Here is a 13,531-nt window from a genome sequence, read left to right on the forward strand (position 1 = left end):
GCACCGTGGTCGTTGGAGTCAGACTAACGGATGGGCTCTAACGCACCATAGTTCATCGACCTTCCTCTCCAGCCGTAGAATTAGTATTGACGGTTTAACAATATTTTCATTCTCTGTGGTGAAGAGCTGGTTTTTAGCGATTCATGGATGGCTAACGGGTGCAATAGTTGAAGACCCAGCTGCCTTTTTTGGTGGCTTTTCTTACTGAAGTAACGAACAGTTTAGGTGAAAACTTATATAGGTGTAAAGGAATTAAAGGAAATGATGTAGTATTACATATTTTTAGACATTTCATTTAGCTAGCCAAAAAAATTACAAGGGACTTTATAGGAGGAAGAGTAGATGGATATGAAATATCCAATTGGAAAATTTCAATTTAATGGTGAGATTACTAACAGCATTACAAAGGATTGGATAAATGAGATTGAAGGTTTACCAAGATTATTACGAGATGCGGTAAAAGACTTAGATAATGAACTGCTTGATACACCTTATCGTTCAGGAGGGTGGACTGTTCGACAAGTAATACATCACCTTGCGGATAGTCATATGAATGCCTACGTTCGCTTTAAATTGGCTCTTACAGAAGAAAAACCTGTAATTAAGCCGTACGACGAAACTAAATGGGCGGAACTTTCTGATTATAAATTACCAATTGATATTTCACTATCTCTGCTCGAAGCATTGCACCAACGCTGGACAAACCTTTTACGTAGTCTAAGTCCAGCTGATATGGAAAAGACATTTATCCACCCAGATTCGGGTGAAGTTTCAGTAGGTAAAAATATAGGAATCTACGCTTGGCACGGGCGACATCATCTTGCACATATTACTTCTTTGTGTAATCGTAAGGGCTGGTAATGGACTTTGTGAACGATTACACTTAAAGTAACGGGTGCAAGAGTTTAAGATCAAGCTGCCATTTCGGTGGCTTTTCTTATTGACTAACGGGGCAGGTTAGTTGAATAAGGTAATATTTGGATTAAGATAGATATAAGTAAAAAAGTTAATAACAAGGGGTGATTTTTTGGAGAAAAATATTGGGGATGTAGATTTTTTTAAACAAGTAGTAAAAAGACTTTGCAAAAAAAACAATATTTCCCCTCAGAAACCTAAATTTGAAATCATCGAGAACGTAATGGTTATTAGCATTAAGAACCATTTAAAAGATGGAGTAGACTTAGATTGTTTTAATATTTTAAACCTTATTTACCGAACAATTGGACCTTTAGAAGAGAGCTGAACAAACAAGAAATAGAATTATTGAGGCTTATGCAGAGTGTCAAGGCATTTTATTTTGATTATAGCAATGAAATGAATACCATTTGGCGATGAATTATTTTACTAAGTTTTTAATGTTTTTACTGATATATGCAAAGTTAGCAGTACACTAATAAAGTAATAAGGTTTACTTCAGTAAAATAAGGTATATTATATTTGTTGAATAGATTCTCTTTAAAGACAAGAAAAGTAGGTGAACAAAGTGGGAAAATATCAATTGGATACCAAAGGTAAGGTAGCTGTGACAAAGTTTCATGAAAAACAGACACCTGCCAAATTTGATAAAAAGCAGCAACTTGAAAAAATACGTGCGGAGTATTTGAAAAAGAAGCAAAAACAAACAGATAAATAATATGAATGAAAACATAGGAAGACTAAAATCTCCCTATGTTTTTCTTATTCGAAGTTCTTTTTTCAATTGATGATAGAGTTTATTATTCCCATAAATTTCAGATTCGGTGACAAAAAACTCGTCATCAGATATCCATTCCTCACTAAAAATTTCAGTAGCAGAATCAATAGACCAGCCGTTATTTTGGATACACCAGTAATCTCCAGCAGAAATTTTTAAAACATTTGGATACTCATAAAATACTAAGTATTTTTCTAAAAGATTAATCTACTATTCTTAATCAACTAACAGGTGCGTTAGCTGAAGATCAGAGCTGTCTTTAAGGCAGCTTTTTCTTATGGAACTATCGGGGCAGGTTAGTGGAATAAAAAGTGAATTAATCCATTATTATCTGTATTATGTTAACTGCATAAATCAGTTGTACAGAGATAATAAAGTTGTTTAATTTGCAATTATTTTGCGGTAATGAAATTAAATATCAAATAAAGGAAATATCTTCTTGACAGTCGAATATTAGCCTAGAACCATAATTAACTATTCCGATGAGGAGGATTCTTTTGCGTCCACGACCATTATCTATTGAAAATCCAGAGTATGATAGGTATGTTAGTCTTGTGCCAGATGGAGATATTGAAGAAATACTTAGTAAGCAACGAACTAAGACCATTACCCTCTTGAGCAGCATATCAGAGGAGTCAGCAAGGAAGGCGTACGCACCAGGGAAATGGACTTTAAAAGAAGTGATTGGGCATATGGCCGACGTGGAACGTGTGATGTCGTATCGAATGCTTGCCATTGCACGAAATGAAAGTGAACCACTCCCAGCAATGGATCAGGATCAATACGTTTCTGCGGCAAACTTCAACAAATTATCCTGGGAGCAGCTACTAGCTGGTTTATACACGGTACGCTCCAACACGTTAAGTCTTATTTCAACCATTGATGATGCAGCGTGGGATCGTAATGGAACTGTAATGAACAGCCCAGTTTCGATAGGTACCTTTGCATATGGCATTGTCGGGCACGAGTTACACCATATGAAAGTGATTAGTGATAAATACTTATAAGTCTTTTTCTATTAATGAAAAAACCTAATTTCTCATTTAATGCTGAGAAATTAGGTTTTTTAATATTGAAACTTCCTTAACGTTGTAAATCCGCATATTCCTGACGCTACTGTACAGAGATAATAAAGTTGTTTAATTTACAATAAAGTCATTAAAAAATAATAATGTTGTTTAAAAATCCTTATGTCACTAACGGGGCAGAATAGTTCAATTAGCTGATTTTTTTTGGGTTTAAAGACACATATTGAAATTATTTTATTTTGTATTATCCTCGCCATTTCTACGTGAATATTGATTATTAAAATATAATTTTATTTTAGACAGAGATTCCTTATCAATTTGAGAAATTAAAATACCAAGTATCACAATACAACAGCCAATAAAATCTCTAAAGGTAAAAACTTCCCCAAATAATAAAACTGCAAACAAAGCAGCAAAGATGGGTTCCAGAGCAAAAATTAACCCAATATGTGTTGAAGTTGTGTATTTTTGTGCTATGGATTGACAAACAAATCCCACAGCACTGCAAAATATACCTAGTCCTATGATAGCAATCCACGGGTTAAGAGAAGATGGTAAAGAAGGGTTTTCAAAGACGAAACTACAAATCATTGCTAATAAACCTGCAAAACCTAATTGAAGTATACCAAGTGTTAGGGCATCATTTTGCTTAGTTAGTTTCCCCGTTAATATGATGTGAATCGCATAACAAAAAGCACCGATTATGCATAAAAGGTCTCCAAGATTTATGCTGAATGAGTGTTCTATGGTTAATAACCCTATGCCAGTCAAAGTAAAAACTAAACCAACACGAATCGTCCAAGGCGGTAAACGCTTAATTAAAACGCAATTAATTAATGGTACGAAAATAACTGTAAGACTTACAAGAAATCCTGAATTAGAAGCAGACGTCATACTAACCCCAAATGTAATAAATGTAAAAACCCCGAATAATGCAAAACCTAGTATAAATGAGGAGATAATCGCTTGTTTTGTAACCTTCATTATTCGTTTATAAAATAGGAACCCTGTAATAATAAAAGCAATTAAAAATCTAAGTGAAATAATGTTGAATGTCTGAAGCGACATAAGCCCTATCTTCATAAAAACATAAGAAGAGCCCCAAAAAATATTTACGATTACCATCATAATATTAGCTTTTGTTTGATTACTCATTAACTTCAGACCAACCTTTTTCGTTTTTATTATTCTTACTGTCGTTATGAATTATTTTAATTTTCCCCGAAGTTGTTCAGCCTTGAATAGTGCCTCTGTGTCTTGATAGATGTCTTCTGGTTTGTTCGCATTTCCAAGAATATATTTTGGCTTGCGGTATGGGAAAAAAATAATGGTGCAATTTCTTTTTATCGAAAAAACCACTTTAAACAAGTGGAAACAATTACCTTTGTTTTAGGGGAGACCCCGTTTACTGGATTGGTTATGAAAAGGTTTTTAATAAGTAATTAAAAAAATATTGCAGAAATGATGATTATAGAGGATATCGTGAAGTAATTCACTTAAACTAACGGGTGCTTGAGTTGAAGATCCAGCTGCCGAATGAGGCGGCTTTTTCTTATTGAGCTAACGACGCAGGATTGTTGAACAAGGATATATCTGTCAAAAATGACATTGTAGATTTCAATTTCTTTAGGAGGTATATATTGAAAAAATTCCGAGGAAAGAAACGTTATTTTCGTGAACTATGGAAACAAACAGAAGTAAATACATGTGACATTCAACTTGATGAGTGGTTCGATTTTTGGCATAGACATCTTGATTTTTGGGGAATTGGTAATGATAGTGTGAGATTTAGAAAAGAACATGTAAAAGCACATATGGCTTTATACAATAACTTATTAAAGGAACTTGAAACATTTAATAAACCATACCAATCTTGGGTGTTAATTAACTTGAATGACGCTGGACAAGATGCAGTATTTATTCATACGTTCAATCCCAACAGTGACAATTATCCATATAAAAACCATAATATTGACTGGAATTGCAGTATTCTTAACACTTTCAAGGAACTAATAGATATAAAAAGTTATAATGTGGGCTTTTTAAGTAATGAATATGGAGAAAGGTATTATATCCAATCCAAGTTTTATGGAACTCCGTTATAAACTTGCTTGATACAAGTCTTATGAGACATTATGAAGTCTAATTTAAAGGTGATTTAATTATGTATCAATAGGTTCTACTCCATTGAGATTGTGAAGAGATGTACTTAAACTATCGGTGCAGGTTAGTGGAAGAAGAAATAGTAATAATTGGGTTTATTGAGAGGAATATTAAAAAAGATTGTTATAGATGCGAGGGATATATGTATATCGGTCAGTTTTTAAATTAAAAGAGGAGGAGAGTAATGGACAGGTTTCAAAAAATAGAAAAGACCTATAACTACCTCCGAAAGTTGTGGTTCGATTACTGGACTCAAGATGTGGTTTTTACATATCAGTGGTGGTTTGAAATTTTTGTTGTTATTTTTCCATTGTTTTTATGGTGGAGATTTGTCGATAAAACTCGGTTAAAAGAAATAAGTCTGGTTGGGCTGATTACAGCAGGAATTGCTTTCATTTTGGACCAAATTGGTACATCTCTAGGTTTTTGGATATATCCATATACTTTAACGCCATTAGAAAGAGATGAGTTTACCCCTGCTGATTTATCTATTGTTCCCTTTATTTACTCGATGATTTATCAGAGATTTCCTACGTGGAAAAAATACATATTAGCAATTATAACCTATGCGTTTTTTGCTTCATATATAGGAGAAAATATCTTTCAATGGCTTGGGATATACAAAATCATTAAATGGAATCACTTATACTCTGTCCCTTTATATATATTAATTGGAATATTTGTAAAAGTGGTTCTTCAAAAAGTTAATTCAATTGAGTCACATTCCAAAGGCAAAGAATAAATATTACTTCCTTCACTAACGGGTGCGATGCTTCAACAATGAAGGATCGCTTTTCTTCTTCAAGTAACGGGGCAGGTTAATGAAATAAGGCTAAACCAGCTCATTTTAATAATTTACTGTAATCGGGGAGAGTATAGTAATACTCATTTTAAAGGATTGGTCTTATGTATATTTTAATTAATATTTTCTATATGATAGCAGTGTTTAAATGGGGAGATTGGAGGAATTGGAAACGGTATTATCCGACAATTCTTTTCTTCATCATTGGAGATTTTTTATATAACTTTCTACTCTATAAACAATCAATGTGGTTATTTCACGATTTAATCTTACCTAACCATACAACGATTACAATTTTAGCTATGGTCGTATCTTACTCTGCAACCGTATTAGTATATTTAGGGAGATTCCCTGAAGGTTGGAAAAAACGTTCATTATGGTTTTTGTTATGGGTAGGAATATATTTATGTGCAGAGTATTTTAACAGTAAGTTTGGGTTTATTACATACCATAATGGGTGGAATATGTGGTGGTCTGTGTTATTTACAGGTATTATTTTCTTTATCTTGCCTATTCATCACAAAAGACCTTTGTTAGCTTGGTTATTATCAATAATAATTATAGTATCGTTTTTAAGCATCTTTGATGTGAAAATTAGTGAAATGAAATAAAGCTTAGTTGAAAAATAAGGATTATTGAGGCGACCCTTTTTTTATTATGAAAGAAAAGATTGTGAAAAAATGTACTTAAACTATAGGGTGCTTGAGCTTAAGAAATGATCGCTGCGGCGATCTTTTTTTCTTTTTCGACTAACGAGGGAGTTTAGTGCAAGAAGGATCTTCAGAAACAATTAGGAATTATTATTTATACATTGGTTTGCTAAGGATTTAGTGATTTATATGTTTAATAACATGCATTGTTGCCTGTCTGAATATTTTCTTCAGTTTCATAAAAGGTTCGGACCAGGGTATAGGTGCGAACCAATGATTTGAAACATTTCAAACAGGCTGTCATGTGTGTTTTAACAATTTGATCCACCATACTCATTCACTTTCCTAAATGATAAATATTCTAAAAATTTCTTGGACGCAAGGGAAAGTGTTTTTTGTTCTCTCATAGCAACACCTATATTTCTAAAAGCAGGAACTTCAAGCTCTTTCGCTATAATCTTGTGAGGAATACGCTGTAATATCAATTCTGGTAATATACTGATTCCTAGCCCATTTTCCACCATAGACATAATGGCATAGTCATCCCATGTTGTAAAATTAACATGTGGTGTAATATGGTGCTTCTCAAAAATTTCAGAGATTTCTGCTTTTGCCCCCTTTTCCAACAGCATAAACGGACTGTTTAATAAGCCGTTGATGGGAAACTTTTCGCAATTAGCAAGAGGATGAATTTGTGGAATCACTACCAGCAAACGGTCTTGTTCCAAAAAGATTGTTTCAAGTTCTGCTTTTGTCGGTAGCCGCAAAAATCCGAAGTCAACACGCCCATTTAGTATCCAACTCTCAATTTCTGTATAATCACCAAGCAGAAATTCAAAATCTATCATTGGGTAATCCTTCTTAAAAATTTTAATAATGTTAGGGAGCCAATGAGATGCTACGCTGGAAAATGTCCCAATACGAATCATCCCAGATTCCATATTATTTAATTCTTCGATCTGCTTCATTAAGATTTCATACTCATTGCAAATTCGCTTTAATTGGGGCAGTAACTTTAAACCATCCGAGGTTAAATTGATACCGGCACGTCCTCTTTCAAAAAGGAAAATCCCCCATTCCTTTTCTAAATCGTTAATCATACGGCTAATCCCAGACTGTGAATAGTCCAATATTTCGGCAGCTTTTGTAAAACTACCCAATTCTACTGCTTTGACAAATGCCATATATTTTTGGATATTCATATCTCTTTCCTCATCCTATCTGATTTTGTCATACATATCATGATAAACATTCGTTTTTGTAATGTATGTGATTATGATATATTTTTACTATTAATTATTCAAGTTAGGAAAGGAAAAGGTGTAAAACGATGTTTTTTGTGAGTGATATTATGGAAAAAGCTCCAGACAGCTACAAGTCTCATCTACAAGAAACGGTCTATGAATCATTGACAAAGTTACAGATTCCATTTGAACGAGTGAGTACAGATGAAGCAATTTCAATGGAGGACTGTATTGAGATCAATCAAAAATTGGAAATGAAAATGGTAAAAACGCTGTTCCTCTGCAATAGTAAAAAGACAGAATTTTATTTATTTACAACGACCGCAAATAAACCATTCAAAGCAAAAGATTTCAGCAATGCACTCGGCATATCACGCGTCTCCTTTGCTCCTGCGGAACTAATGGAACAAATTCTGGGTGTAAAAATCGGAGCTGCTACTGTATTTGGTGTTTTAATGGACAGGGAAAATCTTGTGCAGGTGGTTTTCGATAAGGATGTGCTTTTGGAAGAGTGGTATGGATGTAGTGATGGAACGACAACCGGATATATGAAGGTCAAAACAGAGCTGATCGTCAATAACTTCCTAACCTATGCAAAGCACATTCCGAAAGTGATCGAAATGCAAAAAGATGGGAGTAAACTGGATATCTTTATTTAAAGCATACGCACAAATCGGTGAAGTATTGCTACCCTTGAATATTATTGAGGTCTTGTGATCACTTATATTAAAAACGGATTAAGAATCTGCGAAATATAAGCTGTTTCGCAGATTAGTAGGAGTAGACGATGAAATCTAAAATTCAGTTTATATTATCAATGATTATTTTCGGTACAATTGGTTTAGTTGTTCGATACATTGATCTATCATCGAGCGAAAGAGCTTTACTAAGCAGTTTCCTAGGATGCTTATTTTTACTGCTAGTATTCTTCATGATTAAGAAAAAAATATCATGGAATTTAGTTAAATCTAATGCTTTATTTTTGATTCTTTCAGGTATCGCATTGGGAGGAAATTGGATTTTTCTTTATCAATCGTATGACCATACGACAATTGCCAATGCTACGCTAGGTTATTACTTTGCACCTGTGTTTGTGATGCTTCTTTCTCCCTTTGTACTTCGGGAACAGTTATCCATTAAAAAAATTGTGTATATTGGTGTAGCGATCATAAGTATGTTAATGATTGTAGGAGAAGGCGTGAGTGCATCCAGATCTGATGATATACTTGGACTTTCCTTTGGATTAATCGCAGCTGCATTTTATGCTGCGTTATTGCTTTTAAATAAATTTATTAAAGATATGGGAAAGTTAGAGCTGACCATCATTCAGCTTGGAACAACCACTTTACTCCTAATGCCATATGTTTTCCTTACTGAAGGCTTTGGTATCTTAGAAGTATCAGGTTCTTCCATTCCTTTTGTTTTAATTTTAGGGATTATCAATACAGGGATTGGATTTTGGTTATTTTTCTCTGGTATGGAAAAATTAAAAGGCCAGAGTATAGCTATGCTAAGTTATGTAGACCCATTTGTAGCTATATTGATTTCTGCAATTATCCTCCAAGAACAAATGACTATTATTCAAATGCTGGGTGGTGCACTCCTGTTGGGTTCTACATTTGTTAGTGAAACTAAATTTATTAGATTATCCAAACAGAGCACAAAAATTTTATCGAAATAGTGATAAGATCAGTGGGGCATTTTTCACCACTGCTCTTATTTTATGTTATCTATAATAACTAAACTTTATTAATATCTTCATTCACTCTGGCTTTTTGTGTTCATCTCAACGCTTGCTGCTACTTTCTTTTTATTCAAAGACCATATACAAAAGTCACTTTAGTTTAACCCACTGTTCTTTGTATTTTTATACTTAGAACAAAACATCACCATTATTATTTTATACAGAGAGAAAAATTGGAGGGGAACTTGTGAATCAAAAACGATTATTACTAACATATGGTTTATTATTTTTTGTCACGGCTATTTGGGGACTCAATATTGTTATAATTAAAGTATTGGTGGAAGATTTACCTCCACAAACAATGACGGCATTTCGAATTATGATGGCTGGGATTACAGCATTAATCATAATCGTCATTGGAAAATCCTTTCGTCGTTTATCGAAAAGGGAATGGATTTATACACTGCTAGGAATGTTATTTGGTGTCATTCTACATCACTCGCTTATAGCAGTAGGCTTAACAATGATTGATGCTTCTAATGCTTCTTTAATCCTCGCATTAGTACCGCTTACAACAGCAATACTTGCCGCACTCTTCTTAGGTGAGCAATTAACAAGGTGGCGAATGATAGGTATTATTCTTGCATTTACCGGTGTCTTTTTTATTCAAGGCGGTTCATTCATTAGTATGCAATTATCTAAAGGAGAACTGTATTTATTTATTGCCATGTTGGTCCAAGCCATTAGTTTTATTTTCGTAAAAAAAGCAACAGAAACACTTGATTCAAAACAGTTAACCACAATAATGTCCCTAGCAGGCTCAGTTGGTTTGTTAATCATCAGTTTTATAACTGAACCTAGGGGAGTCAATGAAATGACTTCTGCCTCTTTATTTATTTACTTTTTATTTATCGTGTCAGGGGTGGTGTCAACAGGAGTGGGGTATATTGTTTTTTATGGAGCTATTCAGCAGATAGGGGCAGGGCAAGCCGCCTTGTTTGATAACTTTGTTCCGTTTTTTGGTCTTGTATTCTCCGTACTTTTCTTAAATGAAACAATTACAGCTTCACAATTATTTGGATTTGTGTTTATTGTGGCTGGAGTTTTATTTGGGACAGGTTATACTGAAAAACTATGGGCGAAAAAGCATATACGGATTAATAATCCAAAAAAGAGTGTAGGATAACCTACACTCTTCCTGGCATTTGCAATTTGAGGTTTTTATTTCTCAACCTTGCGCAGAATGATTGTTATGGATATTAATAAACCACTTTTTATGAAAATAAAGAACGACCATTAAACAAAATAATTAACCACGTAACCAACCAATAATGCTTGAACCTGACTTTTACCTTTTGACACATCCAGACCAACGATTGGATTCATTTTTAATTCTCCTCCTCCAATTATTATTCACCGGTACCCCTAATCAGAGGTGTTATATGAAACAACTTGTTTTGGTGATATTTATTGTCTCTATTTTTGTTATTTTCCCTTCATATTCAAAGGCGACAACTATGCCTTGTAGTATGGTTTTGGAATCAATTGATAAAGAACTTAAAAATGCAAAGGGGGTAGCATTGGTTTATAAAGTGCAGTTACGCCCACCAAGTTTTGCACGAACTAATATAAGTATTCTAGGGGTACATCTTCCTGAACCATCCTCTTTTGGAAATTACGATAGCTATGAAGGATTTGCTTTTATACCTCGTGAAATTAGTTGGCGTTTCAGGCTTTATCCTACTAAAGAAAAAGATAGTCCAACTTGGGCTGGAAGATTTGATGAAATTACAGCGGAAATGGAAAATGTAGAAGTGCAGGTGCGTCTTTCTAATTCCAAGACTGAAAAATTGGGACCAAGTAGATTAAGAGGTAATATCAAATACTGTAAGTAGTTATTGAACTAACAGCTGCGTTGATCCAAGAAGGATTAACGCTTATTTTTGTTCAAGTTATTATACTAACGGGGCAGTATAGTTAGAAAAGACAAAATAAAAGGAGAAAAAAATGAATTGGTTATCATTAGTATATGCGACGATTTTTGGATTCGTAATTTCCTTTATAGGGGGTTTTTTAGACTTTCCTGAACCTCTTGTTTCCTTTTTCGTCATTATTATTGTTGCATACTTCCTTGTATTTCCGATATTCCGATTATATTGGGGAATAGGTGATGCCGAAAAAATAGAACAAATTCTTTTAAATAATAAAAAGAATCCTTTTTACAGATTTTATTATGGGCTTGCTAATGGAATTGAAAAAGATGTAGACGAGTCCATTAGAAAAATCAATCAAGGTTTTCACCTGCCTAGTATAAAAAAACAGCACCAATTAATTCATGCCTATTTTCACCAACGAACAGAAGAAATGGAAAAGTTGTTAAGCGGTATGAGAAAGTCAGCGTTTACTCTCTATTACCAAGCAGCCCGTTCGATTTTGATTAATGATTTTGAAGGTGCTCGGTCATATATTAAACAAAATCCGAAAATTTGGATGCGGGAAGCATTAACAACAGAACTTTTGGTTAAAGAGAATCGGAAAGAAGATGCATTTATTCATGCACGGAACGCTCTTTTGAAAACAAAGGGAATACAGCGATATGTTTTATTACGTAGTTGGGAAAGAGAATGGGGCATGACATTAAAATAAGGGCAAATATAAGAGATTAAATGAAATAAATTTGAATAGGTATTTAGCTAACGGGTGCATGAGTTGAAGATCCGGTGCCACTTTTAGTGGCTTTTTCTTATTCAGCTAACGGGGCAGAATAGTTAAAAATGAATTAAAAAAATAACTTAAAATATGTAAAGGAAAAATTTATGACAATAAGAATAATTGGTTTAATTATGGTCGTAATAGGAACTATTATATTGGGATGGTTAATGATAACCGCATACAAAAGTTAGAAGAATGAGAGTATTTGGGTTAAAATTCTTGTAATTGCTGCAGTAATGGTGGATTTCGCTTTAGATACAACAGGATTTTTACTTATTTTCTCTTATGCTTTAATCGTGGTTGGTGTATGTTTAATGCTTAATCTTTAGATTCTTTTGAAAATCATAGAATAGGATGTTACTTCTTCAACTAACAGGGGATTATGTTAAAGATGGGATGGCTTCGGCGATCCATTTTTCTTATTGTGCTAACGGTAGCAGGATAGTTGAACAACAAGGTGTTTTGAAAAATAACCACGAATATTTTCTTTAAAGGAATCTTAATACAAAGATACAGTTCTTCTTATCATTACATTTTTGGGGTGAATAACTTTTGGAAGAGAATTTTTTTAAAACTAATAGGGGTATTAATAAATGGTGGAATTACATCATTTCTTTTTTGCTACTACTGACCATCTTAGTATTAAGTGATAAATTATCTACGCAATTCTACAAGTGGTATGTAGAGCACGACGGGAATGCTGCTAGTTATTATAGTCCTGATTTAGACCAAGCTATTTCGTTTAATCCTTATATCAACTATTCTTTCCTTCAACTTTACAATGTTTTTTGTTTAATTGGTATTGCGTTGGTTATGCTGCTGATTCATAGGAGAAGTGTGCTTACCTTGATTACACCAAATAAAAAGGTGAATTGGAGGAAGATTGGGTGGGGGTTTTTCATTTTATTGTTACCTATGTGTGTAACAACATTTTTTGACTATTTACTTTTCCCAAGTGATTATGGGTTAAATAGACTGAACATGGAACTCTTTTTAAAGGTATTAGGGATATTAATCATCTTTTTACCTATTCAAACATTGATGGAAGAGTTCTATTTAAGAAGTTACCTAATGCAGTGGATTGGCTCAAAAGTTAGTAATATGATTGTACTCTCCATTATTGCAGGTCTTATCAATGGAGGATTGCTTATTTATTTCGATCCTTATCTCATGGATTTGGACCCTGTTTATACGGGTTTAAGTTATATTGTTATAGGAATCCTTTTATCGTATATAACCGCTACAACTAATAGTTTGGAGATAGCAATAGGTGCTAAATTTTCCTATTACTTATATATTAGTGTTCTCTCAATGCTGGGTTTTACCCGTTATCAGTTCTTCCCTAATTACTACTCTTTCTCGAGTCTTTATACGAAGATGTATCTTTTTTGGACTATTTTATCGTTTGGAATACTAGTCTTTGTAACTCTAAAACGATATCAGGATAAAAAAGATATTAATCACACTTAAACTACAAGCCTTTGATATCATTGTGAATAATTGTACTTAAACTACCATGAAAATAAACTTCTGTAATTCAGGAAAAAAGGCAATA

Annotated in this window: 16 protein-coding genes; 14 read left to right on the forward strand and 2 right to left on the reverse strand. The window is 33.6% G+C overall.

Annotated features, from left to right (window positions below):
* The 5 genes from J7E67_RS29000 to J7E67_RS29020 form a co-directional block, all read left to right on the forward strand.
* On the forward strand, positions 1–208 hold a 208-nt coding region (locus tag J7E67_RS29000; RefSeq protein WP_214733347.1), incomplete at its 5' end, for a hypothetical protein.
* A 134-nt stretch (positions 209–342) separates the two neighbouring features.
* Positions 343–861 (forward strand): YfiT family bacillithiol transferase, encoded by a 519-nt coding sequence (locus J7E67_RS29005; protein WP_214733348.1) that lies wholly within the window; start codon positions 343–345, stop codon positions 859–861.
* 166 nt (positions 862–1,027) lie between these two features.
* On the forward strand, positions 1,028–1,243 hold the full coding sequence (locus tag J7E67_RS29010; protein WP_053348812.1) for a hypothetical protein: 216 nt from the start codon (positions 1,028–1,030) through the stop codon (positions 1,241–1,243).
* A 240-nt stretch (positions 1,244–1,483) separates the two neighbouring features.
* Positions 1,484–1,633, forward strand: coding sequence for a hypothetical protein (locus J7E67_RS29015; RefSeq protein WP_088090641.1), 150 nt, complete (start codon positions 1,484–1,486; stop codon positions 1,631–1,633).
* Positions 1,634–2,190: 557 nt separating this feature from the next.
* Positions 2,191–2,700, forward strand: a complete 510-nt coding sequence (locus J7E67_RS29020) for a DinB family protein (protein ID WP_214733349.1) — start codon at positions 2,191–2,193, stop codon at positions 2,698–2,700.
* Positions 2,701–2,955: 255 nt separating this feature from the next.
* Here J7E67_RS29020 and J7E67_RS29025 read toward each other — a convergent pair whose 3' ends face one another.
* Positions 2,956–3,876 (reverse strand): DMT family transporter, encoded by a 921-nt coding sequence (locus tag J7E67_RS29025; protein WP_214733350.1) that lies wholly within the window; start codon positions 3,874–3,876, stop codon positions 2,956–2,958.
* Between the two features lie 485 nt (positions 3,877–4,361).
* Between J7E67_RS29025 and J7E67_RS29030 the strand changes: the two genes are divergently transcribed.
* The 3 genes from J7E67_RS29030 to J7E67_RS29040 all read left to right on the forward strand — a co-directional run bounded on the left by J7E67_RS29030 (position 4,362) and on the right by J7E67_RS29040 (position 6,297).
* Positions 4,362–4,826 (forward strand): hypothetical protein, encoded by a 465-nt coding sequence (locus tag J7E67_RS29030; RefSeq protein WP_214733351.1) that lies wholly within the window; start codon positions 4,362–4,364, stop codon positions 4,824–4,826.
* A gap of 242 nt (positions 4,827–5,068) precedes the next feature.
* Entirely contained in the window at positions 5,069–5,626 is a 558-nt protein-coding gene (locus J7E67_RS29035; RefSeq protein WP_214733352.1) for a CBO0543 family protein, read from the forward strand.
* Positions 5,627–5,790: 164 nt separating this feature from the next.
* Positions 5,791–6,297, forward strand: a complete 507-nt coding sequence (locus J7E67_RS29040; protein WP_214733353.1) for a CBO0543 family protein — start codon at positions 5,791–5,793, stop codon at positions 6,295–6,297.
* Positions 6,298–6,647: 350 nt separating this feature from the next.
* On the opposite strand, the gene J7E67_RS29045 is transcribed toward J7E67_RS29040, so the two are convergent.
* On the reverse strand, positions 6,648–7,538 hold the full coding sequence (locus J7E67_RS29045) for a LysR family transcriptional regulator (RefSeq protein WP_214733354.1): 891 nt from the start codon (positions 7,536–7,538) through the stop codon (positions 6,648–6,650).
* Between the two features lie 128 nt (positions 7,539–7,666).
* Here J7E67_RS29045 and J7E67_RS29050 point away from each other — a divergent pair, with 128 nt between their 5' ends.
* The 6 genes from J7E67_RS29050 to J7E67_RS29075 all read left to right on the forward strand — a co-directional run bounded on the left by J7E67_RS29050 (position 7,667) and on the right by J7E67_RS29075 (position 13,446).
* Positions 7,667–8,239, forward strand: coding sequence for a prolyl-tRNA synthetase associated domain-containing protein (locus tag J7E67_RS29050; RefSeq protein ID WP_214733355.1), 573 nt, complete (start codon positions 7,667–7,669; stop codon positions 8,237–8,239).
* 128 nt (positions 8,240–8,367) lie between these two features.
* Entirely contained in the window at positions 8,368–9,261 is an 894-nt protein-coding gene (locus J7E67_RS29055; protein ID WP_214733356.1) for a DMT family transporter, read from the forward strand.
* 250 nt (positions 9,262–9,511) lie between these two features.
* Positions 9,512–10,450, forward strand: a complete 939-nt coding sequence (locus J7E67_RS32195; RefSeq protein ID WP_214733357.1) for a DMT family transporter — start codon at positions 9,512–9,514, stop codon at positions 10,448–10,450.
* A 256-nt stretch (positions 10,451–10,706) separates the two neighbouring features.
* Positions 10,707–11,159 carry a YoqH family protein gene (locus J7E67_RS29065; protein ID WP_214733358.1) on the forward strand — a complete coding sequence of 151 codons (453 nt, stop codon included), beginning with the start codon at positions 10,707–10,709 and terminating at the stop codon, positions 11,157–11,159.
* Between the two features lie 112 nt (positions 11,160–11,271).
* A complete protein-coding gene (locus J7E67_RS29070) occupies positions 11,272–11,910 on the forward strand; it encodes a hypothetical protein (RefSeq protein ID WP_214733359.1) in 639 nt (212 codons plus the stop codon).
* Between the two features lie 618 nt (positions 11,911–12,528).
* Complete coding sequence (locus J7E67_RS29075; RefSeq protein WP_214718578.1) at positions 12,529–13,446, forward strand: CPBP family glutamic-type intramembrane protease; 918 nt, start codon at positions 12,529–12,531, stop codon at positions 13,444–13,446.
* Positions 13,447–13,531 lie beyond the last annotated feature (85 nt).

The sequence above is a fragment of the Bacillus sp. ISL-46 genome, assembly GCF_018613205.1.